This window comes from Burkholderia sp. BCC0398, from assembly GCF_902833245.1.
Taxonomy (GTDB): domain Bacteria; phylum Pseudomonadota; class Gammaproteobacteria; order Burkholderiales; family Burkholderiaceae; genus Burkholderia; species Burkholderia sola.
Map to the genome: position 1 here is coordinate 71056 of NZ_CADFEM010000001.1, position 25811 is coordinate 96866.

19 protein-coding genes are annotated in these 25811 nt (G+C 67.1%); 11 read left to right on the forward strand and 8 right to left on the reverse strand.

From position 1 onward, the window contains the following. Positions 1–25: 25 nt before the first annotated feature. Positions 26–1417, reverse strand: coding sequence for a sigma-54 dependent transcriptional regulator (locus HWX76_RS00325; protein WP_175976070.1), 1392 nt, complete (start codon positions 1415–1417; stop codon positions 26–28). A 1198-nt stretch (positions 1418–2615) separates the two neighbouring features. Here HWX76_RS00325 and HWX76_RS00330 point away from each other — a divergent pair. After that, entirely contained in the window at positions 2616–3194 is a 579-nt protein-coding gene (locus tag HWX76_RS00330) for a drug:proton antiporter (RefSeq protein WP_050011082.1), read from the forward strand. Further along, a complete protein-coding gene (locus tag HWX76_RS00335; protein ID WP_050010866.1) occupies positions 3191–4768 on the forward strand; it encodes a mannose-1-phosphate guanylyltransferase/mannose-6-phosphate isomerase in 1578 nt (525 codons plus the stop codon). The genes HWX76_RS00330 and HWX76_RS00335 overlap by 4 nt, the downstream gene beginning before the upstream one ends. A gap of 62 nt (positions 4769–4830) precedes the next feature. On the opposite strand, the gene HWX76_RS00340 is transcribed toward HWX76_RS00335, so the two are convergent. After that, positions 4831–6117, reverse strand: a complete 1287-nt coding sequence (locus tag HWX76_RS00340; RefSeq protein ID WP_050010865.1) for a right-handed parallel beta-helix repeat-containing protein — start codon at positions 6115–6117, stop codon at positions 4831–4833. Between the two features lie 289 nt (positions 6118–6406). On the opposite strand from HWX76_RS00340, the gene HWX76_RS00345 reads away from it, so the two are divergent. The 4 genes from HWX76_RS00345 to HWX76_RS00360 all read left to right on the forward strand — a co-directional run bounded on the left by HWX76_RS00345 (position 6407) and on the right by HWX76_RS00360 (position 11205). Next, positions 6407–7453, forward strand: coding sequence for a glycosyltransferase family A protein (locus HWX76_RS00345; RefSeq protein WP_050011081.1), 1047 nt, complete (start codon positions 6407–6409; stop codon positions 7451–7453). Between the two features lie 319 nt (positions 7454–7772). Then, positions 7773–8921 carry a glycosyltransferase gene (locus HWX76_RS00350; RefSeq protein WP_050010864.1) on the forward strand — a complete coding sequence of 383 codons (1149 nt, stop codon included), beginning with the start codon at positions 7773–7775 and terminating at the stop codon, positions 8919–8921. Positions 8922–8942: 21 nt separating this feature from the next. Continuing rightward, a complete protein-coding gene (locus HWX76_RS00355; protein WP_050011080.1) occupies positions 8943–10022 on the forward strand; it encodes a glycosyltransferase family 1 protein in 1080 nt (359 codons plus the stop codon). A 130-nt stretch (positions 10023–10152) separates the two neighbouring features. Then, positions 10153–11205 (forward strand): acyltransferase, encoded by a 1053-nt coding sequence (locus tag HWX76_RS00360; protein WP_089489293.1) that lies wholly within the window; start codon positions 10153–10155, stop codon positions 11203–11205. Positions 11206–11247: 42 nt separating this feature from the next. Here the strand turns inward: HWX76_RS00360 and HWX76_RS00365 are convergent, their stop codons facing one another. From HWX76_RS00365 to HWX76_RS00375, 3 genes are read right to left on the reverse strand one after another with little or no spacing between them, the layout of a single operon-like run. Continuing rightward, positions 11248–12630, reverse strand: coding sequence for an oligosaccharide repeat unit polymerase (locus HWX76_RS00365; RefSeq protein WP_244137924.1), 1383 nt, complete (start codon positions 12628–12630; stop codon positions 11248–11250). Then, a complete protein-coding gene (locus HWX76_RS00370; protein ID WP_176015336.1) occupies positions 12627–14906 on the reverse strand; it encodes a polysaccharide biosynthesis tyrosine autokinase in 2280 nt (759 codons plus the stop codon). The genes HWX76_RS00365 and HWX76_RS00370 overlap by 4 nt, the downstream gene beginning before the upstream one ends. A 59-nt stretch (positions 14907–14965) precedes the next feature. After that, positions 14966–16183 carry a polysaccharide biosynthesis/export family protein gene (locus tag HWX76_RS00375; protein ID WP_089489291.1) on the reverse strand — a complete coding sequence of 406 codons (1218 nt, stop codon included), beginning with the start codon at positions 16181–16183 and terminating at the stop codon, positions 14966–14968. Between the two features lie 134 nt (positions 16184–16317). Here HWX76_RS00375 and HWX76_RS00380 point away from each other — a divergent pair, with 134 nt between their 5' ends. After that, complete coding sequence (locus tag HWX76_RS00380) at positions 16318–16731, forward strand: hypothetical protein (protein ID WP_176015337.1); 414 nt, start codon at positions 16318–16320, stop codon at positions 16729–16731. Positions 16732–16892: 161 nt separating this feature from the next. Here the strand turns inward: HWX76_RS00380 and HWX76_RS00385 are convergent, their stop codons facing one another. Next, the gene (locus HWX76_RS00385) at positions 16893–18746 is read right to left on the reverse strand and encodes an alpha/beta hydrolase (protein WP_176015338.1); all 1854 of its coding nucleotides are present in this window, start codon (positions 18744–18746) and stop codon (positions 16893–16895) included. Between the two features lie 558 nt (positions 18747–19304). Between HWX76_RS00385 and HWX76_RS00390 the strand changes: the two genes are divergently transcribed. Beyond that, complete coding sequence (locus HWX76_RS00390; RefSeq protein ID WP_050010854.1) at positions 19305–20564, forward strand: oligosaccharide flippase family protein; 1260 nt, start codon at positions 19305–19307, stop codon at positions 20562–20564. Between the two features lie 502 nt (positions 20565–21066). Then, positions 21067–23268, forward strand: coding sequence for a glycoside hydrolase family 3 C-terminal domain-containing protein (locus HWX76_RS00395; protein WP_050010853.1), 2202 nt, complete (start codon positions 21067–21069; stop codon positions 23266–23268). An 82-nt stretch (positions 23269–23350) separates the two neighbouring features. Here the strand turns inward: HWX76_RS00395 and HWX76_RS36895 are convergent, their stop codons facing one another. Continuing rightward, complete coding sequence (locus HWX76_RS36895; protein WP_256121801.1) at positions 23351–23473, reverse strand: hypothetical protein; 123 nt, start codon at positions 23471–23473, stop codon at positions 23351–23353. Continuing rightward, a complete protein-coding gene (locus tag HWX76_RS00400; RefSeq protein ID WP_176015339.1) occupies positions 23473–24051 on the reverse strand; it encodes a DUF4865 family protein in 579 nt (192 codons plus the stop codon). Before HWX76_RS00400 ends, HWX76_RS36895 begins: the two co-directional genes overlap by 1 nt. 130 nt (positions 24052–24181) lie before the next feature. On the opposite strand from HWX76_RS00400, the gene HWX76_RS00405 reads away from it, so the two are divergent. Together HWX76_RS00405 and HWX76_RS00410 are read left to right on the forward strand one after the other, a co-directional pair. Continuing rightward, complete coding sequence (locus HWX76_RS00405) at positions 24182–25039, forward strand: LysR family transcriptional regulator (protein ID WP_050011079.1); 858 nt, start codon at positions 24182–24184, stop codon at positions 25037–25039. 163 nt (positions 25040–25202) lie between these two features. Beyond that, entirely contained in the window at positions 25203–25790 is a 588-nt protein-coding gene (locus HWX76_RS00410) for a YigZ family protein (protein ID WP_124630314.1), read from the forward strand. Positions 25791–25811: the final 21 nt, after the last annotated feature.

Consider the following 25811-nt stretch of genomic DNA (forward strand, 5'->3'; position numbering starts at 1 on the left):
GGCGCGAGCGTCATGCTGGCGCATATCAGTCGGACGAGCCCGTCCCGCGCGGTCGCTCGATGCCGTACGCCTCCATCCAGCGATACAGCGTCGCGCGCGACACGCCGAGCTCGCGCGCCGAAGCGGCGACGCGTCCGCGCGTCCGCAATAACGCGGTTTCGATCGCCTCGCGCTCGATCGACTTGCGGATGTCGGCGACCGACGGCGACGCCGCATCGAGACAGTATTCGAGCTCGAGATCCTGCGCGGTGATCAGGCGCCCCTCCGTCATCACGACCGCACGGCGCACGCGGTTGATCAGTTCGCGGACATTGCCCGGCCAGTCGTGCTTGTAGAGCGCCGTGATCGCATCCGTCGAAAAGCCGCGCACGCGATGGCGCGCATCGCCGCGGAAGCGTTCGAGCATGTGGTGCGCGAGCAGTTCGATGTCCTTGCCGCGCGCGCGCAGCGGCGGCTGGTCGATGCGCATCACGCACAGCCGGTGGAACAGGTCGGCGCGGAAACGCCCTTCCTCCATCGCGTCGCGCAGGTCGACGTGCGTCGCCGACACGATCCGGACATCGACCGGCACCGGATCGCTGCCGCCAAGACGATGAATCGAACGTTCCTGCAAGAACCGCAGCAGGCTCGCCTGGCTTTCATGCGGCAGGTCGCCGATTTCGTCGAGCAGCAGCGTGCCGCCGTTCGCGGCCTCGACGTAGCCGATCTTGCGCGCGTTCGCGCCGGTAAACGCGCCGCGCTCATAGCCGAACAGCTCGGACTGCAGCAGATGCGGCGGAATCGCGCCGCAGTTGACTGCGACGAACGGGCCGTTGCGCCGCTCCGAATGACGGTGGATCGCGACGGCCGTGAGCTCCTTGCCGGTTCCCGTTTCGCCGAACACGAACACCGGTGCGTCGGTGCGCGCGAAACGCCGCACCGTATCGAACAGCCGCAACATCGCGCTGCAGGTGCCGACGATGCCCTTTTCCTCCGATTCGAGCTGTTCGCGATCGCGCGCGAACAGGCACTCCATGCCATAGGCATGGCCGACCGTATCGGCGATCCGCTGGTGCGACGCCGGCAGCGTCACGTAGTCGAAGCAGTAGTCGCGCAACAGCGCGCGCACGTTCGGCGACGCCGTCTGGCCGACATCCACGAGCGCCACCCAGACGACGTCGCGCATCGACGCGCAGGTCGACGCGATGCTGCCGATCGCATCGGCATGGCCACCGCTCAGATCGAGAATGCCGCAGGTAATTTCGCCGGACGTGTCGCGCAGGTCGTTCGCATGCGCGACGACCGTCACTTTCCAGTCGCGGCGCGACAATTCCTTTCGCAGCATCACGGACGGCGACTGCGTCCAGTAAATCAGCGGACGCTGCCCGTTACCGCTCCCCGCGCCGGCGCTCTTATCGCGCGTTATTGGCATATTCATAACGAACCGTCACTCTCTGCACTCCGCGAACCGTCCGCGTGCGCTGCGGCCGGCGGCGCATGGCCGCCCTTCCGCGCTGCGTTTCCGCAGCCTTGGCGAAGATCGAAACTGCACACGGCGAAAACCCCCGGAGGTCGAGCCGGATGTCATCCGGCCTCGTTGTCATCGAACTCGAACGGAATGCGCGGCTGCGGGAGCCATGACATTCCGGCTTTGAAGCGACCCGCCGTCAGGCGGGGCACGCCGGCAAACGGACATTCCGTCCGCATGTGCGTCGCGTCGTACACGACAGTCGCGCCCGATGCTGAACCGGAGGGCTGCCAAACCGCGCCCGGATTGACCGCCCCATTTCATCCGCACCTGAATCTACACCCCGTTTCGAGATGACCTTGTTACCAAAAGATAATCCTGAATCAGTCGGTTACGCTGCCCGTGGCCCCGCGCTGCGCGCTTTTGACCACTGAGATTTGATTATCTCCGACCATTCCCGTCAATCAGTGGCAAATACTACTTTTCCGCAAGATTGATACGATCGATTACCTGCGATTTTCACCGAAATCTCCCAAAAGTGCGTGGGACCGCGCGTCCGGACCGCATAATCGCGCGCGCCGGCGGGTCGCCGCATCGCCTTGCGCCGGCGCGCGGGCCGCCCGGCCGTTACACGTCGTAATCACCGGCCTCGCGCCGCGCAGCCTCTTTTCGGCGAATTCCCCGCCGACAGGCTCGGGTGCCGGGCGCCGGGCATCGGACGCACGCCCGCGCGCCGTGCGGTGCAGCATGACGGCCCTCCCGGGGCGATCAGCCACCGCGCACGTCGCGACCCGAAGCAAACCCACCGGCCGATCAACGCGACGGTGCAAGCGCGCGACCGGCCGGTCGCGAACCACCGCAATCCTCGGTCCCGCGTCCCGGTGACCCGTTTTGCGCGCGATGTCGGTCGCGCCTCATTGCAGGCCGCCACGATGAAGCAATTATGAAAAGGCACCGGCCCCGACGGTGTGTGCTATCGCACATTGCGACGCTCCCGTGATGCGCACGTCGCGTCGTATCCCGCGCCGTGCATGCGAATCCGGAGCGTGAGTACGCTTTCGAACAGACCGCCGCACCCCGCATCCGGATGATGAAGATCGCCGCGCCGCACGGAACGACCGCGTCCGTGCGGCGCGGCGTGCCGAAGGCATCACGCGAGGACCGCATCATGGAATGGCATTGTTGTGAATTCGAACACCTGAGCGCCGTCGATCTCTACGCAATCCTGCGCGCGCGCAACGCCGTGCTGGTGGTCGAGGATGCGCACACGCATCTCGACATCGACGGCAAGGACGCGGGCGCGCTGCACGTCTATGCGAGCGTGCGCAACGGCGACACGACGGAAGTCGCCGCGTACGCGCGCATCCTGCCCGGCGACGACATCGATCCGGACGTCGTGATCGACAAGGTGCTGACGAGCGAAAGCTGCCGCGACGACGACACGCTCGAACGCCTGATCGGGCGCGCGCTCACCGCCGCGCAGGCCGCATGGCCGGACACCGCGGTGCGCACGCACGTCCCCGCGCCGCGTCAGGCATTCTACAAACAGTTCGGATTCCGCAAGGCCTACGGCCCGTATCTCGAACAGGGTGCGCCGTTCGTCGGCCTGGTACGGTCGGCCGACCGTGCAGCCGGCGCGCTGCGTCACCTGCTGTCGCGGGCCGTTTCCGTCTCCCGCAACGACGACACGCGCGCGGACGGCCGCGCGCGCACCCGGCTACCCGCCGATACCGGAGCGAACCGATGACCCCTACCCTTCGCCCGGTTCCCGAACCCGATCTGCCGAGCATCCTGCCGGTGATTCTCGCCGGCGGCTCCGGCACGCGGCTGTGGCCGCTGTCGCGCGAGCAGTATCCGAAGCAACTGATCGAGCTGGTCTCGAACGAGTCGCCGCTGTCGGCGACGGCGCGCCGCCTGAACGGCATCGCGAACGCGTCGCTCGGCGATACGCTGCTGCTCGTCTGCGGCGAACAGCATCGCTTCATGAGCGCCGAGCAGGTGCACGGCCGCTCGGCGCCCGCCCGCATCCTGCTGGAGCCGGCCGCGCGCAACACCGCGCCCGCGCTGACGCTGGCCGCGCTCGACGCGAGCGCGCTCGCGGACGACCCCGTGCTCGCCGTGATGCCGGCCGATCACGTGATCGTCGACGTCGGCGCGTTCCAGGACGCGATCGCACGCGCGGCGCGCTATGCGCAGGAAGGCGCGATCGTCACGCTCGGCGTGCTGCCGCGCCGCGCGGAGACGGGCTACGGCTACATCCAGGTCGGCGAGCCGCGCTCGGGCCGCCACGGCAGCCAGGGCGGCTACGCGATCGGGCGTTTCGTCGAAAAACCCGATGCGGCGCTGGCCGAACGCTATCTGCAATCGGGCGATTACTGGTGGAACAGCGGGATCTTCGTCACGCGCGCATCGGTCTGGCTGAAGGCGATCGGCGCGCTCGCGCCGGACATCCACGCCGCCTGCGAGAACGCATGGCGCGCGGGCGTCGCCGACGATCCGTTTTTCCGGATCGATGCGGCGGCCTTCGACGCGTGCCCGTCGGATTCGATCGACTATGCGGTGATGGAGCGCCTCGCGCAACACGGCGAGCTCGGCATCGAAGGCATCGTGGTGCCGCTCGCGGCCGGCTGGTCGGACGTCGGCACGTGGGACGCGATCTGGGAAATCATGCCGAAGGACGATCAGGGCAACGTCGCGCGCGGACCGATCGTGTTCGAGGATACGCAGGACAGCCTCGTGCGCTCCGAAGGCCGCCTCATCGCGTGCGTCGGGATGAAGGACGTCGTCGTGATCGAGACGGCCGATGCGGTGCTGGTCGCGAACAAGCACGACGTGCAGCGCGTGAAGAACATCGTCGCGCGCCTGAAGACCGACCAGCGCCCGCAGGCGAGCGAGCACCGCAAGGTGCAGCGGCCGTGGGGCCATTACGATTCGATCGATTTCGGCGAGCGCTTCCAGGTGAAGCGGATCGTCGTCGAACCCGGCCGGCAGTTGTCGTTGCAGATGCATTATCACCGTGCCGAGCACTGGATCGTGGTGCGCGGCACCGCGAAGGTCACGCGCGGCGCCGAGACGTTCCTGCTGTGCGAGAACGAATCGACGTATATCGCCGTCGGCGAAGTGCATCGACTCGAGAATCCCGGCCGGATTCCGCTCGAAATCATCGAGGTGCAATCGGGCAACTATCTCGGCGAGGACGATATCGTGCGGTTCGACGATCAGTATGGGCGGGCGGTCGTCGGGACGGTTCAGCCATCGTCAAGGACGACTTCCGCGCAACCCACGCCGGTCGTATCGCTCTCGGCCGGAGAACCCGGTTAGCCGGACGAGCGTCGGACAGGTGCATGCGAATCGCGCCGGCGCGTTGGCCGCGCCCCGCACGATCAATCGACGCCGCGTTGGGACCAGCGCGCCCGTCTGACGGATTCGCGCACGCGTGGCAGCAGTGACGTATCGGCGCCGACGGCGTCGGGCGCGCCCGGCCGAGACAGGCGCGTGCTCGTGCACGGCGCGCCCCTTGCCCGATGGTTCGCGGACGAACCCGCGGACGCGCCGGCGGCGCAATCCGGTTCAGGTCCGGCCCGCACCGGCATGCCGCCGATCCCCGACAGCTGATTGTCCGCCAGCCGTATGTCCGACACGTTGCCCCACAACCGAATGCCATCGAATCGCGCATTCGAAACGCGATTGCCGATCACGGTCACGCGCGACACCGAACCGGACCACGTGCTGACCTCGATCGCTGCTTGCTGCGTGAGCGGACGCGAATCGGTCCGACCTGTCGCCGTCTGAATATCGGCAATCACGTTGCGCTCGATCCGGACGTCAGACGAGCCGACCGTGCGGTTGCTGTCTTCCTGAGCGACGAGAATCCCGGCGCTGACCTGCACGTTGCGCACGATGTTGTTTGAAATCGTCACGTTCGCGCCGCCGACGACGGTGATGCCACGGCCCCACGGGTTGCCTTCCAGCGAGTTGCCGGTAATCATCACGTTGCGGGTCAGCACGCCTTCCGCCTGGTAGCTCACGACGGCGATCATGTCGTCGCCGGTTCCACGCACGACGTTGCCCTGCACCAGCACGTTGCGCGAGCCGTGCGTCATGTGAATGCCGTCCGCCAGCGTCGACAGCACCTCGTTGCCGACGATCGCGACATCCGCACCGCCGAACACGAAAATGCCCGCGCCTGCGCCACCGTCGACGATGTTGTCGAGCACCTGCACGTCGCGCCCCGTTACCTCGATCTTCGTCGACTCCGGCGTCGTGAGACGCGTGGTGCCGGTTCCCGTGAGCCGGAACCCGACGAGCGTCGTACCGTCGCCGTGCAACTCGATCGTCTGATCGTTCGGCGCTGTCGCGATCAGCGTCGCGCCGAAGCCCGACAGCACCACACGCGCCTGCCGCACGACGAGGGACCGGCCGACGACATACCGCCCCGGTGCGAATACAAGCCGCTGCCCCGGCCGCAGCGCGTCGAGCGCGCGTTGCAGCGCGTCGCCCTGATCGGCCGCGGCGGGGTCCGGACGCACGTACGCGTCCGGTACCGCCGCATCAAGCGCGGCCGGTTGGGTCGCGGAGGTGGCGGGCGCGGCGAGCGCCGGCCACGATAGCGCGCCCGCCATGCACATGCCGGCGACCACAAAGCGCGACAGGCGTTGCAATTCATGCATATCGTATCGTTTCCCTGACAAGTCTTCGTGCACGTCGAACCGCACGTATTGACGGCCGGCTGCGTGGCCTGTCCGCTAAGCCGACGAAAGCGGCGATGCTCCAACGTCGATTAGATCAGGGGCTCCGAACGGCTTCGGTGCGTCATCAGACCAAGCGCTCCAGTACCGCATCGACGACGCGATATGCCATGCGCGCGCGCACTCCCGAACGGTAGGCTCGCGAACTGTGCGCAGCCGCGCGATCCGTATCATGACCCCGATCGTCCGCGCGCCCGTCCGACTTCCGCACATGACCGACCTGACCATCGCAATCTGCAACTACAACCACGGCAAGTACCTGCGCGACGCGATCGACTCGGCGCTCGCACAGACCGCGCACGGCGTCCGCGTTCTGATCGTCGATGACGGGTCGACCGACGATTCGCGCGACATCATTCGCTCGTATGGCGAGCGCATTGCCGCGGTGTTCCAGGAGAATCGCGGTCAGGTTGCCGCGTACAACCGCGCGCTGGAGCACGTCACGTCGCGCTACGTCATCCTGCTCGACGCGGACGACCTGCTCTATGCCGACGCCGCGGCACGCGTGCTCGCCGCGTTCGCATCCGGCGATTTCGTGAAGGTCCATTTCCGGCTCGACGTGATCGCGCACGATGGCGCGCGAACCGGCGCGAGCGTGCCGCAGTCGGTGATCGATACGGATTGCGGCCGCCTGTTGCGCGCGGGCTGGCTGTACCCGTCGCCGCCTGCATCGGGCAATGCGTACCAGGTCGCTGCGCTGAAACGCATTTTTCCGGTGCCCGTCACTGCCGACAATCTCCATGGCGCCGATTTCTACGCGATCTACGGCATCGCGCTGCTCGGTGCCGTCCACATGATCGATGCGACGCTCGGCGGCTATCGCATGCACCAGCAGTCGAACACAAGCGCGGCCGACGGCCCGGCCCTCGCGCTCGCCAACTCGGAAGACGCGGCAACCGGTGCATTGAAGGCCGAACGCCGCTGGTCGATCCTGCGCACGCTTGCCGGCACGCGGTTGCGGGAAGCGCTACCGATGGCCCCGCTCGACTTCGCCATCGAGAAGGCGCGCTTCGCGAGCACGCTGTATCGCGCGCCGCTCGCGCGGCGCTGGCGCTGGTTCCTGTGCGAATCGGGACGCTACTGGCACACCGTGCTGCGCAACCCGTTCTGGCGCCCGGCCAAGAAAGTGGCGGTTACCGTGTTGTCGCTCGCGTGCTTGCTGCCATCGTCAACGCTGAGCAATCGCGCGATCCGCTATCTGTCCAATCCGCTCGCTCGCGTACGCAAGTCGCCCGACCAACGCACCGGCGCGCGATGAATCCCATCCGGACGCGACTGCGGCTGCCGATTCGCTTGTTCGGTTAGCCATCGCACCGAGTGCGTGCGGCGTGCGCTTCACAATGGTCCGGACCAATTGATGCATGCGTGGCGCGTAGATGTTCGCCGCCACGTGGCGTGTTCGCGCGATCAAGTCCGACAGACCGGAAGCAATGGCGGCGGCGATCGCGCATCAATCAATCAGGAATGCGTAATGGATAGGACGTACGGCATGCGTGGTCCGCTGACGACTTGACGATACGCCGCCTCCATCGTCGCACTGGGTAACGAACAGCGCGACCGAATCGACAGACCGAGAGATGACCCAGGAAAAGATCGTTCATATTGCCGAAGCATTCGGCGGCGGCGTGCTGTCGATGCTCACCTATCTCGCCAACCATGCCGCCGCGGCCGGCGTGGACGTGACGGTGCTGCACGCGATCCGCCCGGAAACGCCGGCCGATTTCTCGACGCTGTTCCGGCCCGACGTGAAGCTGGTCTATGTCGACATGGTGCGCGAGGTCAACGTCCGGCAGGATCTGCGGAGCGTGCACGCGCTCGTCCGTACCCTGCGCGACTGCAAGCCGACCGCGATTCATCTGCACTCGTCGAAGGCCGGCGTGCTGGGACGTATCGCTGCCCGGATCGCCGCCCCGAATGCAACGGTTCTCTACTCGCCACACGGCCTGTCATTCCTGCGCTGCGACGTGTCGCCCATCAAGCAGTTCGCTTATCTGAGCTTCGAGCGCATCGCGGCGCGCATCGGCGGCACCATTGTCGCGTGCTCGGGCAGCGAGCTCGGCGAGATCAACGGAAAAGTCAGGCCAAGATCGGCGGTCCTGGTGGAAAACGGCGTGAACGTCGCGGAGATTCCGGCCCGCCGTACGCGCGACGACCACAAGGTCGTGATCGGGATGAGCGGCCGCGCGTCGTTCCAGAAGAACCATGAAGCATTCGTGCGACTCGCCGACATGTTGCACGGCGCCAGCGTCGAGTTTCTGTGGATCGGCGGCAACGCGGCCGAGATCCCGGATTCCGCCGCGCGCGAGGCCGTCGCATGCAGTGGCTGGGTAACCCGCGAACGCGCGCTGGCGCTGACGTCGGAACTCGACATCTATGTCCAGACCTCGCGCTGGGAAGGCATGCCGGTCGCGCTGATCGAAGCGCAGGTTGCCGGAATTCCGGCCGTCGTGACGAACGTTGTCGGCAATCGCGACGTGGTGATTCATGGTGTGACGGGCTATGTCGCGTCAACCGCCGACGAGATGGTCGAGTACGTGACCGCCCTTCGCGACGATCGGCAGCTTCGCGAGCGGATGGGTGATGCCGCGCGAAAGCGGGCCATTCAGCGGTTTTCGATGAGCGCGATCTTCCGGCAATGGCATGCGCTTTACGGACTCGGCACCGACGAGCCGCGCGTCGACACGCGCGAGTTCAAGCCGGTTGCAGCGGATCACGTCAAAGCCTGATTTCGATATCCCCTTATGGACATGATCTCGTTCAAGAAACCGAAGCCACTCGTATACAACGGCCGATTCACCACGCAGAAGACAACCGGGGTGCAACGCGTCGCACGCGAGCTGATCGCCGCATTGATCAAGTTTCAGCCGCAGGATCCGGTAACCGTGCTGGTGCCTCCGCAGCCGGGCATCGAGGTAAGCGGAGCGAAGATGGTCAAAGTCGGCTTTTACAAGGGCGTGGTGTGGGAACAGCTGGTGCTCCCGTTGTTCGCACGCCGCGGCCGCATCGTCAATCTCAGCAATTCGGCATCCATTTTCATCGGCAACCAGATCATCTACATGCACGACGCGGCCGTGTTCGACACCCCCGCGCATTTCTCCCGCCCGTTTCGCATGTGGTACCGGGTCATGTTCTGGATCCTGGCGCGAACCTCCGTCTGCGTGCTGACCAACTCCTATTTCTCGCGGGATCGCCTCGCGCATCACTGCGGGGTTGCCGCGGAGAAGATCAGCGTCGTGCCGCTCGGCGCGGATCATCTCGACACCCTGGAACCGGACACCAGCGTGCTCGATAAGCATGCGCTGACACCGAACCGGTTCGTGCTCGCGGTCAGCAGCATGAATCCCACCAAGAACTTCGGCCGGCTGATCGCGGCGTTCAGGCAGATCGACGATCCGTCGGTCGATCTCGTCATCGTCGGGATGCAGAACACCACCGTGTTCGGCAAGCAGGACCTCATGGCGGCGGCGGAACCGAACGTCAAGTACGTCGGCTATATCAGCGACGAACAATTGAAGGCGCTGTATCAGCACGCCGCGTGCTTCCTGTATCCGTCGATCTACGAAGGCTTCGGCATACCGCCTCTCGAGGCGATGCGCTACGGCTGCCCGGTCGTAGTCGGCAAATCTGCGGCCCTGCCGGAAGTCTGTGCCGATGCGGCGCTGTACTGCGATCCGTATTCGCAGGACGACATCGCGCGGAAATTGCGGAGCCTGCTCGATTCCGACGCACTCAGGGCCGAGCTCAAACGCAAGGGAAGCCTGCACGCGGAGAAGTATCGCTGGAGCCGAAGCGCCGAGATGATGAAGGCGATATTCGAGGGGCTGTAGGACATCCGTCGGGCTGCACGACGACCCACTGTCGCCCACCGCACTGTCCTGCGCATCGGTCCGCCATACAGTGAACGACTGTCCGATATCCCGGCGGTGCGGAACCTGACGGGCCGACCGCCCCTTCATCATGACTGCTCGCGAAACCAGCCTCGATGTCGCCCGCGGCGCGGGAATCATTCTTGTCGTATACGGCCACGTGCTGCGCGGTGCCGTTTCCGCCGACCTTGTGCCGACAGGCGCGGCCGACACGGCATTCGCGTGGAACGACTACGTGATCTACACGTTCCACATGCCGTTGTTCTTCTTCCTGTCCGGCCTGCACGTCTGCAGCTCGCTGCGCCGCGCGCCGGACGGTTTCTTGTGGTCGAAGATCAGGACGATCGTGTATCCGTACCTGCTGTGGTCGATCGCGCAGGGCGCCGTGCAGATTGCAATGGCGTCGCACGGCACCAATCATCCGTTCACGCTGGACGACCTGCTGGCGATCGGCTGGCGACCGTTCGCACAGTTCTGGTTCCTGTACGCGCTGATGCTCTGCATGCTCGGCATCCGGGCTTTCGCGGCGGCCGTGCCGAATACGACGCGTTCACCCATGCCATCGCGGGCGCGCGGCTGGCTCGCCGGATGCGCGGTGCTCGGGCTGGTACTCGGCGCGGCGACGCAGTGGGGCATCCTGTCGATCACGCTGATGAACGCACCGTTCTTCGTGACGGGCGTCATTGCGTCGCAGGCGTTGCCCGGCTGGCTCGCGCGCAACAGCGGGCCAACCGCATGCGCCGCCACGGCAACGGCATTCGTCGCCGCAGTTGTATTCGCTCACGGCTTCGGTGGCGCGACGAGCATCTGGGCGCTTCCCGCCGCGTTCTCGGGCATCGCGCTGACGCTGCAACTCGCGCATCGGTATGCGTCGCAGCCGGCACGCGCGGCATGGCTGGCGGCAATCGGTTGCGCATCGATGCCGATCTACCTGACCCACATCTTCGCGATGGCGGCCGTACGGATCGTGCTGATGCGCGCCGGCATCACCGATCTCGCCTTACACCTCGTACTCGGCACGCTGGCCGGTGTCGCGATCCCGATCGTCGTCTATCTGGTCGCATTGCGGACAGGCTTCGCGCACATTGCCGGCTTCCCCGCGTGGCCAGGACGCGACACGGCGGTACGAACGCGTACCGCTTGAGCTTCGCGCGATCATCCCGAGGTCCGGGCGCCCTGCGAGCCGCTATGCCGTTGCACTGCCGCCCCGCTCGTTCGTTTCCGCGGCGCGCGTCCCGCGTCCGGATCCCGTATGCCCGGAAGGCCCAACGCCCGCCGGGCGCTTCCCGAACCAATGGAACACGATGATCGGCAACACGATCGGCAGGAAATTGCGTCCGCTGAACAGATTTGGCGTACGCATGATTTCCATCAGTGACACGTAGAGCACCGCGTGCGCGCAGCACCAGAATCCGTTGCCGCTGCGCCAGCCCGCATAGCTGCGGCCAACCATCCAGCCGAGCACGGCTGCGTCAAGCAGCCCGAACCAGCCCCATTCATAGAAGTGGACGAAGATCCCGGACGGATTGTTGAATTCCGGGTCCGCGTAGCTGTTCAGAAACAGGTTGAAGCTGTCGCTCGAATCGAACCACGGCTGGAACGTCGCGCCGATCACCGGAAAGCGCATCAGCCAATCGAACGTGAACATCGGATGGCCCTGCCCCCAGCCGAGCACGGCGAGCATCCCCGCACCGTTGTTCAGCGACGTCGAATAGTACAGGCCGAGCCGTTCGAGCGCGAAGTCGAAGATGTTGTCGTAGATGTTGACGTAATAGGCTTCCCATGAACGGTTGTACTCGTTCGCGATAAACAGCGCGAACAACAGCGGGATCGCCGCGTACGGCCCGAGCGTCAGCAGCCGCGCATACCGGCCGTGCAGCCGGAACCGCACGACCATCAACGCGAGCGGCATCACCATCTCGATCAACGCGAGGCGCTCCGCGAACAGGAAGCTGCGCAGCAGCGTCAGCACCGCGAGCACGGCCATGTAGATCTTGTAGCGGTTCAGGCCTTTCGCCGGCGTTCGGAACACGTAGAAATAGAGCGCGACGAACGGCGCCGTCGCCTGCGTGAACGAACTCAACCCGGTGATCCGACCGATCTGCTGGAGCATGTCGTACGCGGTAGCCTGCCCGTGCAGGAACTCGAGCAGCAGCGCCGGACGCGCGATGACTCCGCTCATCATCACGAGATTGCCGAACAGCGCGAGTGCAAACAGGCAATCGAGCACGCGCGGCGGCACCTCGACGGGCATTTCCGGCGGCCCGCGCCGCGTCCGCGCTTCGGTCGTCGCGAGCCACGCCGTGGCCGCCACCACCATCAGGAACAGCGCGCCGACGAACGCGTAGTAGCCGTCGAAATAGATTCTCGCGATCGACTTCTGGTCGCCCAGCAGGCTGAGCGACAGCAATCCGTACAACGGCAGGATGAACATCAGCACGAGCCGGGCCGGATCTTCCCACCAGTAGCCCGTGTAACCGCCCGCCGCACCGCGCACGCGCGCCATCCCGCGCAACGTCGCCGGGCCTGGTCGCGGCCCGGCCCCAGCCCTGCCCGCTCGCCGGTTCATGACGGGCGTTCCGCCCGTTGCCGCGACGCCATCATCCCCGTCAACCCCGACGTGGCCTGATGCGTGTTCGCATCGTTGTAGCCGTAGTCGTACCGTCCCGGCGCGCCCTTGTAGTCGTTCAGGATCACGCCCCGTACGCCGATATGCGCGTGCTCGAGCCGCCGCGCGCTTTCATCGAGTTCCGTCAACGTCGTCACGCCGCTCCGCGCGACGAGGAACACGGCGCCCGCCAGGTGCCCCAGCACCAGCGCATCGGCGACCGGGAGCAACGGCGGGCCGTCGAGCACGACCATGTCGTAGCGAGACGCGACCCGCTCGATCAGTTCGGCGAGCGCGGGCTGCAGCAGCAGTTCGCCCGGATCGGGAACGACGTTGCCCATCGCGATGAAATCCAGGCCCGGTGCGACGCCGCGCTTGATTGCGTCGTCGAGCGTGTGGGTGCCCGCCACCACGTCGGACAGCCCTGGCGCGCGGCTATAGCGGAACCGGTCGTGCAGCGATCCCTTGCGCAAGTCGGCATCGATCAGCAGGACGCTCCGCTTCGCGGCGCCCACGAGCGACGCGATGTTGGCCGCGACGAACGACTTGCCGACACCCGTCGTCGGGCCGGAAATCAGCACGACGGGATTCGATGCGGCCGGCATCGACAGTTGCAGCGCCGCCCGGAAATTGCGCAGGCTTTCGAGCGCCGCGTCCTGTCCGTCGGCCTGGACCTGCGTCGCCAGCATGCGCTGGCCGCGCCGGCGCACCTTTGACCGCAGCTCCGCTTGTGCCGCGACGGCGCTGTGCGGGACCGTCGCGAACACCGGCAAACCCGTCGCCCACTCGATTTCCTCCGCGTCGCCGATCGTGCCAACGACACGCTGCCGGGCGACCACGATCGCCGCGCCCGCCATCAGGCCGACCATCAGCAAGCCGACCACCGCGACCCCGCGATGCGGACCGATCGGTTGCTCGGCGACCTTCGCCGTATCGACGATTCGCACGGTGCCCGTCTTGCTGGCACGCGCGAGGACCATCTGCTGGCGCGTATTGAGCAGGTTCGTGTACAGCGCGGTGTCGACGGCCACGTCGCGCTGCAGTTGCAGCACGCCCTGCTCGACGGTCGGCAGTTGCTGGATCTGCTTGCGGGCCGTGTCGAGCGCGCGCTGCGCATCGGCGAGCTGCGCATCGACGGCCACGATGGCCGGATGCTTCGGCATGAAGCGCGTCAGCAGTTCCTCGCGCCGCTGCTGCAGCGTCTGCACGCGCGTCTCGATGTCGACCGACTGTTGACGCAATGCCAGTGCCTCATCGCTCGTATTGACCGTCCCGTGCGATGCACGGAATGCGTTGAAGCGGCTCTCCGCCGCTTCCAGCTGCGCCTTCAATTGCGGCAACTGGCCGTCCATGTATCGGATCAGCTTGTCGGCCGCCTCGGACTTGCGCTGCGTGTTCTGCGCCAGATACGCATCTCCGATCGCGTTCAGCACACGGCTGTCGTGCACGGGATCGATGCCGTCGAGCGTCACGCCGATCATGTTCGACTGCTTGCCGCGCTCCGAGATCAGCGCGTTCTTCTGCAGCCACGTCGTCGCCTCCTCGTCGCTGTAGCGCGTCAGGTCGAAGCGTGCGCCGGGCTGGCCGGCCACGTCGCGCACGAACACGTCGATCGGCCCCTGCGGCGTCTCGACGTGCAGCGGCTGGCCGATGCGGCCCTGCCATGCCGGTCCTTTCCGGCCGAAAAAGCCCGTGCGCTGCAGCGTGTAGGCGCCGTCGTCGCCGACGGTCAGCGCGAAACGCTTGCCGAGCAGGCGCTTGGGCACGTCGAAGGTCGGCACGTCGATGCGCTCGGTGCCATACACGTATCCGCCCGGCAACGGCGACGACAGCCCGTCGGCCGCGTTCACGAAGCGCCAGCCGATCAGCGGCAGGTAATGCGGCCGTGCGTCGAGGGCGAGGTTCGTGCTCTGGATCGCGCGGTCGAGCACCGCACGGGATTTGAGCACCTCGATCTCGGTCGATGCATCGGTCTTCAGATCGAACACCGACGACGGATCGCCGGGCGGCGACGTCTGCTTCGAATCGGTCTGGCTTTGCTCGACCTGAAACAGGATGTCGGAGCGGTAAACGGGAGCCGCGAACAGCGCATACAGGCCGCCCGCGAGCGCGCCCGCGAGCGCCGTGCAGACGATCAGTCGCCGGCCGCCATACAGCATGCTCCAGTAGCGGCGCACCGGATAGGACGGCCGCAGAATGCGCCCGCTGTGCGGGTCAGGCAGGGTCGAAGTGTTCATACAGCATCAGTCCCGTATGGCGCGACGCACGGTCGCGGTCACGAAATCCGCCTCGGGCATCACGGCGAAATGGCTTTCGCCGTCAGCGCACCTTGCGCGGACGACGGAATCAGCAGGTTCACGACGCGGCTCCAGCGCACCAGCGATGACGCATCGACGAACACGACGTCGCGCCGCTCGAGCGGAAACTGGTCGGCGAGCGCGAACGACGCGGGCGAGCTGCCGTCGAGGTGGTACACCCGCGGGCGATTGTCGGGGCCGCGGCGCACGACGAACACCTGGCGCGCATCCGACGTGTACTGACTCACGCCGCCCGTGTCGCCGAGCGCTTCGCCGAGGCTCATCCGGCCGTCGGTCAACGTCAGCGTCGCGGGCCGCGATACCTCGCCGAGCACGAATACCTTCGCGTCGCTCGCCGCACGCACGCGCACGAGATCGCCGTCGCGCAACAGGATGTTCGACGGATTCACGCCCGCCGCGATCAGGGCAGGCAGGCTCACGTTCACGGTCGTGTCGCCGCGCGTCACCGAAACCTGCGAGCGATCGGCCGTCGGCGTGAAACCGCCCGCGCGGTCGATCGCCTCGGGCAGCGTCATCGGCATGTCGTTGACGATCTGCAGGCCCGGCGTGCGCACCTCGCCGTCGAGATAGACCCGCTTGCTGCGGTAGCTCTGCACGCGCAGTGCGAGCTGCGGCTTGCGCACGTATTCGCCGAGCCGCTTCGTCAGCAGCGCGCGCGCCTGTGCCTCGGTCAATCCCGCCACGTGCACGAGGCCCGCGTACGCGAACTGGACGTTGCCGGTCGCGTCGACCGTATAGCCCGTCGCGACCGAGCTGGCGCCGACGCCGTCACCGCCGCCGAGCGTCTGTGTCGTCGGCAGGTTCAATTCGGGGTGGTCCCATACGACGATGCCCAGCACGTCGCCGGGGCCGATCGTATACGGCGTCGGCTTGCCGAACAGCCGGCGGATCTCCGCGTCGACATTGGCCGACCGCCCCGCCTGGTGCTGGGCGACGAATGCCGGCGTGATCTCGATCAGATCCTCGCTCGACACGTTCTGCACGCCGTCGAGGCCGCCCGACCCCGATGCGTCGGCGCTCACGCGCGCATTCGCGTCGCGCTCCGCCGGCGCGCGGTAAGTCATGCCCGGCGACAGCACACATGCGCTCAGCGCGCATGCGGCCGCCACGATCGCCATGCGCGACAGCCACGGTGCGCGACGGGCGCCGGGCCGCGGCGTGCCGCGCGTCGATTCCGGTTGCGTGGTGATTGACATGGTGTCCTTCCAAAACTGTGCGGTAACCCGCCGAACGCGGCGAATTCCGGCATTACGCTTGCCCAGCGCGGCTTGCATTGCAGCTTGCATGCCGCACCACCCTCTTCACCGCACGTCATTCCGTACGATCCGTCATGAACTTCTCTTCGTCGCTTGCGCCGTTCGTCTGCATCGTGTCGACCGGCTTCCTCTGTACCGCCGGTGCGCAAACGCTGTCCGGCACGCCTGCCGATACATCGCCCTTCGCGTCGTCGACGCTCGTTGCGCCGGTGCCGCCACAACGCTCGGCGCAAGCTGCCGGCGCGAACGCGGCCGCCGAACCCGCAGCGACTGCGTCCGCGGCTGCATCTGCGGCGACAGCACCCGCGAGCGCCGCCGTCCAGCCCGACACGCGGGCCCGCATCGCGTTGCGCCGGCCGCTCGTGCCGACGCGGCCACATCGCGCGCAGGTCGCCCATGCGCCCGCCGACGACGTATGGCGCAGCGACACGTTGTACGCATCGCCCTACGCGAAATCACCCTATGCGGAGCCGGGCGATCGCGACTGACCCGTCCCGGCCGGTCATGCCGCGGCACGACCGTGCATGCATCGATAAGGGATTGGACACCACGGCGAACGGCGCGTCTGTGAGCGACCCCACCGAACGTCGATCTTCATACGAAGCGGGGATCGCGCCCCAAAGCGCCGACGCGTGCGGCACCGCGCGCATCACGGGCTGCCGACCGACACGTTTGCGTACGATCCCGCTGCCGCTTCGCGCGCGACGGGATCGGCAACGTGCACGGCCGGCCTCGTCAAGTCGCGACCGAGCGCCTGCAAGCACCGCGCGATCACGATGTCCGTGCCGACCGCGCCGTACACCGCGTGATCGACCTGCGGCTCGAGATGCAGCCGCACGTGACGCGAGCATCCGAATGCGTGCTCGATCGCGCCGAAGTGGCGCCGGACATCGTCGATGCCGGGATCGAGCGCGCCATATACCAGGGTCGTGCGGACATTGCGCTGCGCAAGCACGTGCATCACGCCGCGTGGGGTGCCGGCGCGCGGCTTCCAGCCGACGCGCGCGGCCGCCTCCTTCACCGGCACGCTGACTCGCGCGATCGCATTGGCGGCGACGGCGCGCGCGATCGGCCGCAAATCGCGCCGTTCGCGCACGAGGCGTTTCCACTTCTGCCAGTCGCGCACCGACAGCCAGTAACCGCGCACCGAGTTGTTCCGCTGCTTCTGCACCGCGTCGAGCGAGAGCCCGGCCGGCCACACGAAGCGCGCCAGGTTTATCGCGATCACGCCGCCGAGCGACGGCGTCTTCACGGCCGCATGCAATGCCGCATAGGCGCCGGAACAGATGCCGGCCGCGACCACGTCAGGATGGCCGAGCGCACGCAGCCAGTCGGCGGCGGCCGCCACGTCGTCGCTCGACTGCGCCGAATACACGACGCGCGACTGGTCGTCGAGCGCAGCCGCGCCGCTGTCGCCGACGCCGTTCACGTCGATCCGCAGCGTCGTGACGCCGGCGCGTGCAAGCGTCCGCGCGAGGCGCACGCTGAAGCGGCCTTCGCCGCTTCGCGGATTCGTCGACGTGTTCGCGATCACGAGCGCCGGAGCGGCGGGATTCGCCGGCCCCGTATCGGCGGGACGGCACAGTACGCCGACCAACCGGTCCGGCCCGACCGCGACGACCTGCTCGGTCATGTCGGTCATGTCGAGCGCGGCGGCCGATTCGCCGTTCCACGGTGGATCATGCCGCCACATCGGGTCGACGCTGGCGGCCGTGCGCGGCACGCGTTCGCCGATCCAGCGCGCGAGCGTGTCGATGGCCGCGAGCGGCAGGCGCGAGCGCGTCCCGTCCAGCATCGTCGTCGGCCATTCGCGAAACGGATCGGCCGCCACGTTCACGCCCCGCGCGAGCAGCGCATCGCGCAACGCAGGTCCGTCCTGATCGGGCTGAATCAGCAGCATCGCATCAGGCAGCCTCGGGGCAGCGCGCACGACGTCGCACAGATCGACCGCCTTCAACGCGGCGACGAAATCGTCCGGAAAGCGGTGCCCGAGCACGTTCATGCAGGGCTCGTCACGATGGGCGGTGCGAATCGCAGGCGACGTGACGTCGAGCCACTGGCGATGCACGAACGACAGCTCGCGAAGATAAGCGCGTCCGCGCACGGCCGGCGCGAGCGCCACCAATGCGTCGACGCGCGGCGACGGGTGCTGCCCGTCGCCCGCGGCGGCCAGCATCGCGAACAGCGCGCCCGCGCGGATTCCGACGAGCGTCAGCGACGCGACACCGACCTGGTCGCGCAGCAGATCGATCGCATCGTGAATGCTGCCGACGGTCGCGGCGTACCGATCGGCGTCACGGTCGTCGCCCGCGGAATCGCCAGTGCACGGATAGTTGAATCGCAACACCGTGACGCCGTCGCGGGCAAGGCGCTCGGCGATCGCCCGCATGAGCTTGTGCGTCCACGATGCCTCGTGTCCCAGCGATTCGCACAGGATCACACCTTGTGTCGTCTGTCCTTCGTGCAGCCACCCCACGCAGCTGCCGAACGTAATCGGCTTCAATCGGTACTCCTCGGATCGGTATTTTTATCGGACGCGGACACGCGTTCGGGCCGCTCCACCGGAATGAGCGATCCACGATCGTGCGACTCGTCGATGAACGCGCGGCAGCGGCCCCCGCCGCGCCCCTGCGCGGCCCGCCCGGTTCCATGCGTTGCCCTGCTCCCCATGCCCGCGGGAGGTGATGTTGCGTGCCCGAGGCATCGTCGGGCGGTTTGCACCGTGAACCAAAACAGTGCGATCGATTAAAGCACTCGGTTCGAACGTCCTTCGGTGCGGCAGCTTACAAATAGATTCATCGCTGTCGCGAGACGACAACGCACGCCGACGCGCGCCGTGCCGCGATTCATGCCGCGCGCACGAACGGAATCCGCGAACGGTAGGCTCGCGAACATAGTCGTCCCGTGCGGCCCGTATCATGGCCGCCATACGATGTGGCCGTGCCCGGCGACGCCGGACGCGCCACCCACCCATGCAACCCGGGTCAGCGCCGACCGGATGCACGCGCGCACCGCGGTCCCATGCCGCCGCACCGCGACACTCACGGCGCCGACCGAGCGAATGTCAAACCTCAAGAAGAATTTCCTGCTGCTGCTGACGCTGCAGATTTCGATGTACGCCGTGCCGCTGCTGATCGCACCGCTGCTGACGCACGCCCTCGGGCCCGAAGGCTACGGGCAGCTCGCGTTCTCGCTCGCCGTCATCGCGTATCTCACCAACTGCACGAGCTACAGCTTCGACCTGACCGCCACGCCGCGCATCGCGCTCGCTCGCGACAACCGCGCCGAACGCTCGCGCATCTTCTGGGCGACGCTATACGCGCAGATCGGCATCGCGGTGATCTGCTTCGTCGTGCTCGTCGCGCTGACCTTTGCGGTCGAGCGCTTCGGCGAAGACCGCGACCTGCTGCTGATCGGGTTCGGGATGGTCGCCGGCGTGGCGTTCACGCCGGGCTGGTATTTCCAGGGAATGGAAAAGCTGCGCGCGCTCAGCATGATCCTGTTCGTCGGGCGCATCCTGAGCCTGCCGGCCATGTTCGCGCTCGTGCACAGCCCGGCGGACATCGATCGCGCGATGATCGTCAACGCAGCGGTGCCGACGCTGTCCGCGATCGCGCTGGCGGCCTATCTGTACCTCAACCGTGAAATCGACTTCGTGCGCGTCGGCGCGGCCGACATCGCCGAATCGCTGAAAGGCGGCTGGCAGGTGTTTCTGGCGTCGACGTCGATCGCGTTCTACGCGTCGACCAACACCGTGCTGCTCGGCTTCGTCTCGGGCAACGTCGCGGCCGGCTACTTCGCCGCCGGCGACAAGCTGATCCGCGCGGCGCTCAGCATGCTGCAACCGCTGAAGGCGGCCACCTATCCGCGCATCAGCTACCTGATGCGGCATGCGCGCAACGACGCGTTCTCGTTCCTGCGCAAGCTGTTCGTCGTGCAGGTCGCGATGGTGCTCGGCATCTCGCTCGCGATTTTCTTCGGCGCGCCGCTCGCCGTGCGGATCCTGTATGGCCCTTCGTACGAACCGACGGTCCAGGTGCTGCGCTGGATGGCCTTCATTCCGTTCATGGCCGGCATGACCGACCTGTTCGGTGTGCAAACGATGCTGCCGCTCGGGATGAAGTCGGCATTCACGCGAATCCTGATGTCGTCGGGCATTCTGAACATCGTGCTGGTGCCCGTGCTCGCCAGGTATTTCGCCGAGCGGGGCGCCGCCGTCGCCGTGCTGATGGCCGAGGCGGCGGTCGCCGCGGCACTCGCCACCGTCGTCTATCGCGCCGGGATTCCGATGCCCGGCAGTCCGGTCGCTCGACGCGGCTAGCCCACTGTCGGTGCCGCGCCGGTTTCCGCACGGGGCGACCGGCATCCGACGCTGTTCGTGTTCGATGCGCGCGCAACGAACCATATCGCACGGGCATACACGCCCCGACCTTCCGCCCCTCCGAGCGCCCCATGCGCAGGCAATTCTTACTCTGCCGCGCAGGCCCGATCGGGAACGATGACCGCCTCTCCGCCCCGCCGCGCGTCCCTACGAAATAAAGATCACACGTATCGGTAGAAACACCGATGCTGTAGTCAAACTACATTCGTACGATTAGTCGCTGCAGAGAATCGCTACATCCGATTCGGCAGCATCGGACGGTCCGCGTCGCCGTCCGCGTTGCTCGATCGAGCCCAACCGGCCGTAACGATTCCCCGCCTGGCTGGCATGCCGACGCGCAACCACCCTGCATCGCCAGCCGAATGCGTCCGGTGCGAATCCGCCGGACGTACGCAACTCCAGACATCATTCCAACAACCGGCAATACGATCAGGAGAGCAACATGCGGGACACACTCTGGCCGGCCGTCGTGCTGGCAGCGACCCTCTGCACCACCGCCTACGCCGGCGACGCCGATTTCAATGCGCAGGCTGACGCGACCGACACGTTCGCGTCAGCCGCCGCGCAACGGCGCGCCGACCTGCTCGTGCGCAAGATGACGCTCGACGAAAAACTACAATTCATTCATTCGCAATACGAAATGTCCAAGGTGCCGGGCGGCGGCGCCGGCTACATCCAGGGCGTGCCGCGGCTCGGCATTCCCGATCTCAACATGGTCGATTCGGCGACCGGCTCCGGCAGCACGTCGCAGGCCAGCACGACGTTCCCGGCCACGATCGCGGTCGCCGCGAGCTGGGATCGGCGGCTGTCGTACGACTTCGGCAAGCAGGTCGCGATCCAGTTGCGCGCGCAAGGATTCGGCATGGGCCTCGCCGGCGGCACCAACCTCGCGCGCGAGCCGCGCGGCGGCCGCCTGTTCGAGTATCTCGGCGAGGATCCGCTGCTCGCCGGCGACCTGCTCGCCGAACGCACGCTCGCCACGCAGCGGCAGAAAGTCATCGCCACGATCAAGCACTACGCGGGCAACGAGCAGGAACACGGCCGGATGGGCGGCAATACGCAGATCGACGAGCGCACGCTGCGCGAGCTGTACCTGCTGCCGTTCGAGATCGCCGCGAAGCGCGGCCGGCCCGGCAGCGTGATGTGCAGCTACAACCGCCTGAACGGCACCTATGCGTGCGAGAACCCTCACCTGCTGAACGACGTGCTGAAGAACGAGTGGGGCTTCCAGGGCCAGGTGCAGTCCGACTGGGGCGCCACGCACAGCACCGCCGCCGCGATCAACGCCGGCCTCGACGAGGAAGAAGACGTCGGGCCGAGCGTGTACCTGACGCCGGCGGCCGTCAAGCAGGCGATCGCGAACGGCTCGGTGTCGACCGCGCGCCTCGACGACATGGTGCGCCGCAAGCTCGCGGTGATGATCCGTGTCGGCGTGATGGACGATCCGGCCCAGGGCGGCGGCACGATCGATTTCGCGGCCGGCAACCGGTTCGCGCAGGCGGCCGCCGAGCAGTCGATCGTTCTGCTGAAGAACGACGGCAACCAGTTGCCGCTGGTCGCGTCGGCGCTGTCGCGTATCGCCGTGATCGGCGGCCATGCGGATGCGGCCGTGCTGTCCGGCGGCGGCTCGGGCAACACGCGCGACCCGGTATCGGGTTCGTTCGCCGGCTGCGGCGGCCTGACGTTCGGGTCGTCGACCGGGTGCAGCTGGTGGCGCAATCCGTGGCTCAAGGTCGACGTGCCGATCGTCGCGGCGATCCGCGCGCTGGCGCCGGCCGCCCAGGTCACGTATGCAGGCAACAGCGACCAGCAGTCGCCGTTCCGCGCATACACGCAGCAGGAAATCGATCAGGCCGCGGCGCTCGCGGGCCGCTCGGATGTCGCGATCGTCGTGGTCGCGCAGCCGGCCGGCGAGGATTTCGGCGATCTGCAGAGCCTGAGCCTCGCGAACCCGTCGAACCAGGATGCGCTCGTCGAAGCCGTCGCGCGCGCGAATCCGCATACGATCGTCGTCGTCCAGAGCGGCAACCCGGTGCTGATGCCGTGGAAGGACAACGTGTCGGCCATCGTCGAGGCGTGGTATCCGGGCGAAGCCGGCGGCAAGGCGATCGCGAACGTGCTGTTCGGTGCGGTCAATCCGTCGGGCAAGCTGCCCGTGACGTTCCCGGCGCGCGATCAGGACTCGCCGACGTGGGGGCAAAACGGCACGTTCGACCCCGACCCGGTGTACGCGGAAAAGCTGAACATGGGTTACCGCTGGTATGACGCGCGCAACATCAAGCCGATGTTCGAGTTCGGCTACGGCCTGTCGTATACGCACTTCGCGTATTCGGGCCTGTCGGTGTCGAAGCAATGGGACGGCTCGCTGAGCGTCGCGTTCACGGTGCGCAACGACGGGCGCGTGGCTGGCGCGGAAGTACCGCAGGTCTATCTCGGCGTGCCGTACAAGGACGAGCCGCCGAAGCGGCTGGTCGGCTGGGAAAAGATCCGGCTGAATCCGGGCGAGGCGCGGCGTGTGCGCGTGACCGTGTCGCCACGGATGCAGAGCGTGTGGGATACGTCGCGCAACGGCTGGAAGGTCGTGCCGGGCGGGACCGTGTATGTCGGCGCGTCGTCGCGCGATATCCGCTTGCAGGGCCACTGAGCAAGCGGCGATGAAGCGACCCGGGGGCGCCGTGCATCGCATGCGCGGCGCCCCTTCTGAACCACCACTGCGCTGAAGCGCCTTATCTGAACAGCAGCGCCAGCATCGTCGCAAGCGCCGCAATCGCGGCGATGCCCGCCACCACACCCGCCAGATGCGCGGCCACCACCACGCCGGCCGGCAATCGCGACACGATGCCGGCCATCACGCGCTGCCCGCTTCCAGCGTGTCGAGCAGCGGCCTCGCCAGATGCAGGACCTGGTACACCGTGCCCGCGCCGCCGTCGTCCGGTTCGTGTTCCGTCACGAGCGCACGCGTCAGCCGCCAGCGCAGCGGATCGAGGCTGACGGCCGCCGCGACCACGCCCTGCCGTGCCGCCGCTTCGCGATTGCGTTCGATCTCCCGCGCCAGTGCCGCATCGAGGTCGGCATCCGCCGGAATCTCGATCGTTTCCAGACGCGCGAAACGTCCCGTCGACGCACTGCCCTTGCGCGCGTCCAGCGCCACCTGCGTGTCGATCGGCGCGCGGCCGAAGCTGTCCGTCACGACCCGATAGCGGCCGTCCGTCACGAACCGCGCGAACGCCTGTTCGTTGCGCCACAGGTAAAACGACGCGTAGCCGTTTTCCGTCGCGCCGTGGCGGCCTGCCTCGCGCAGCAGGAATCCCTTGAACAGCAGGTCCGGCGTGTCGTCCCACAGGCGACCGCGCTCGCGCACACGCTGGCGGATGATGTCGAGGTCGTAGTCCCCCGGCAGGCGGTGCACGTAGTACGCGGTCAGCATGATCGACTCCTGGCGAAAGAAACGGACGGCATTCCGGACGGCATGAGCGCAGCGTAGAAGACCTTGAATCATTTGAAAAGACGATGGCAGAATATTTCAATGATTCGATTCTGAAATGACCGAGGGTGCGATGAAAACGCTCGACATCGAAGCCGTGCAGGCATTCGTGCTGACCGCCGATCTCAAGAGCTTCACGCGGGCGGCGGAGGCGCTGGACACCACGCAGTCCGCGGTGAGCCTGAAGATCAAGCGGCTGGAAGACGGGCTCGGCCGCCGCCTGCTGGAACGCACGCCGCGGCAGGTTCGTCTGTCGGCCGACGGCACCGCGTTCCTGGAGCCGGCGCGCGAACTGGTGGCTGCTCACCATGGCGCAATCAGCGCATTCGGCACGAGCCGGCGACGGCTGGTGATCGGCGTCAGCCACCATGTCGTCGGCGCCGATCTGCCGATGCTGTTGCGGCGGATGAGCGAAGCGGAGCCGGCGCTGGTGCTGGAGATCCGCGTCGCCGCGTCGCGCGACGTGCTCGATGCGTTCGATCGCGGCCTGCTCGATGCGGCCGTCGCGCTGCAGCACGACAGCCGGCGGCTCGACGGCGAAACCATTCTGTCGGAGTCGTTCGGCTGGATGGCGGCGGCCGATTTCGAATACCATCCGCCGCAACCGCTGCGGCTCGCCACGCAGGCCGAACCGTGCAGCGTGCGCCGCATGGCGGTCGACGCGCTGGACGAAGCCGGTGTCGCGTGGACGGAAGTCTTCGTCGGCGGCGGCGTGGCGACGATCGGCGCGGCGGTGTCCGCGGGGCTGGCCATCGCGGCGCTCGGGCATCGCGTGGCGCCCGCCGGCACCGTCGACATGGGGATGCGCTACGGGCTGCCGCCGTTGCCGACGCGCGACGTGGTGCTCTACTCGAATCTGACCGATGCGCACGCCCGGCAGGCGCTGCGCACGCTGGGCGCGGCGCTGCGGTCGTCGGTCGGCGTGCGTTGATGCCGTGCGCAGCGGCATCGAAATGCTTCGACGCGCGCCACGGTAAAATTCCGTCTTTGCCCCGCGCTCATGCAGACGATATCCATTCGTCCACGGGCCCCCGTCAAACGCATCGACCAGCTATCATCGCCTTGATTTCCCTACACTTTCCGCGTCGCGACGCATGAGTTACTCGCTCGCCGCCTCCACCATCCGCGAACTCGAAATCCGCAAGAGCCGTTTCATCGCGTACGCGGTTCCGGTCGAGGACCGCGATGCCGCGATGCAGGTCCTGCAACGCCTGCGCGACGAGCATCCGGCGGCCACCCACGTGTGCTGGGCGTTGCTGGCGGGCGGCCAGTCCGGTATGTCGGACGACGGCGAGCCGTCGGGCACCGCGGGCCGGCCGATCCTCGAAGTGCTGCGCCATCACGACCTCGACGGCGTGCTCGGCGCGGTCGTGCGTTACTACGGCGGCGTGAAGCTCGGCGCGGGCGGGCTGGTGCGTGCGTATACGGATGCGATCGCATCGGCGCTGCTCGATGCCGAGCGCGTCGAGCGCATTCGGCGCACGCGGCTCGCGGTCGAGATCGGCTACCCGGAAGAGGCGCGCGTGCGCCGCTGGATCGAACAAGCCGGCTATGAACTGGTGGACAGCGCGTACGGGATGACGGTGAAGCTCGTGATCAAGCTGCCCGAAACCGCCGAAGCCGCGGCAAGAGCCGAATTGTTCGATCTGACGCAGGGGCGCTCGGGGTTTCCTGATCTTTGAGCCGTTGCGGCGACAGCCCGC

Excerpts from the sequence above, each read along its gene's own strand:
- HWX76_RS00325 (WP_175976070.1), bottom strand. The coding sequence starts at position 1,417 with ATGAATATGCCAATAACGCGCGATAAGAGCGCCGGCGCGGGGAGCGGT.
- HWX76_RS00330 (WP_050011082.1), top strand. The coding sequence starts at position 2,616 with ATGGAATGGCATTGTTGTGAATTCGAACACCTGAGCGCCGTCGATCTC.
- HWX76_RS00335 (WP_050010866.1), top strand. The coding sequence starts at position 3,191 with ATGACCCCTACCCTTCGCCCGGTTCCCGAACCCGATCTGCCGAGCATC.
- HWX76_RS00340 (WP_050010865.1), bottom strand. The coding sequence starts at position 6,117 with ATGCATGAATTGCAACGCCTGTCGCGCTTTGTGGTCGCCGGCATGTGC.
- HWX76_RS00345 (WP_050011081.1), top strand. The coding sequence starts at position 6,407 with ATGACCGACCTGACCATCGCAATCTGCAACTACAACCACGGCAAGTAC.
- HWX76_RS00350 (WP_050010864.1), top strand. The coding sequence starts at position 7,773 with ATGACCCAGGAAAAGATCGTTCATATTGCCGAAGCATTCGGCGGCGGC.
- HWX76_RS00355 (WP_050011080.1), top strand. The coding sequence starts at position 8,943 with ATGATCTCGTTCAAGAAACCGAAGCCACTCGTATACAACGGCCGATTC.
- HWX76_RS00360 (WP_089489293.1), top strand. The coding sequence starts at position 10,153 with ATGACTGCTCGCGAAACCAGCCTCGATGTCGCCCGCGGCGCGGGAATC.
- HWX76_RS00365 (WP_244137924.1), bottom strand. The coding sequence starts at position 12,630 with ATGAACCGGCGAGCGGGCAGGGCTGGGGCCGGGCCGCGACCAGGCCCG.
- HWX76_RS00370 (WP_176015336.1), bottom strand. The coding sequence starts at position 14,906 with ATGAACACTTCGACCCTGCCTGACCCGCACAGCGGGCGCATTCTGCGG.
- HWX76_RS00375 (WP_089489291.1), bottom strand. The coding sequence starts at position 16,183 with ATGTCAATCACCACGCAACCGGAATCGACGCGCGGCACGCCGCGGCCC.
- HWX76_RS00380 (WP_176015337.1), top strand. The coding sequence starts at position 16,318 with ATGAACTTCTCTTCGTCGCTTGCGCCGTTCGTCTGCATCGTGTCGACC.
- HWX76_RS00390 (WP_050010854.1), top strand. The coding sequence starts at position 19,305 with ATGTCAAACCTCAAGAAGAATTTCCTGCTGCTGCTGACGCTGCAGATT.
- HWX76_RS00395 (WP_050010853.1), top strand. The coding sequence starts at position 21,067 with ATGCGGGACACACTCTGGCCGGCCGTCGTGCTGGCAGCGACCCTCTGC.
- HWX76_RS36895 (WP_256121801.1), bottom strand. The coding sequence starts at position 23,473 with ATGGCCGGCATCGTGTCGCGATTGCCGGCCGGCGTGGTGGTGGCCGCG.
- HWX76_RS00400 (WP_176015339.1), bottom strand. The coding sequence starts at position 24,051 with ATGCTGACCGCGTACTACGTGCACCGCCTGCCGGGGGACTACGACCTC.
- HWX76_RS00405 (WP_050011079.1), top strand. The coding sequence starts at position 24,182 with ATGAAAACGCTCGACATCGAAGCCGTGCAGGCATTCGTGCTGACCGCC.
- HWX76_RS00410 (WP_124630314.1), top strand. The coding sequence starts at position 25,203 with ATGAGTTACTCGCTCGCCGCCTCCACCATCCGCGAACTCGAAATCCGC.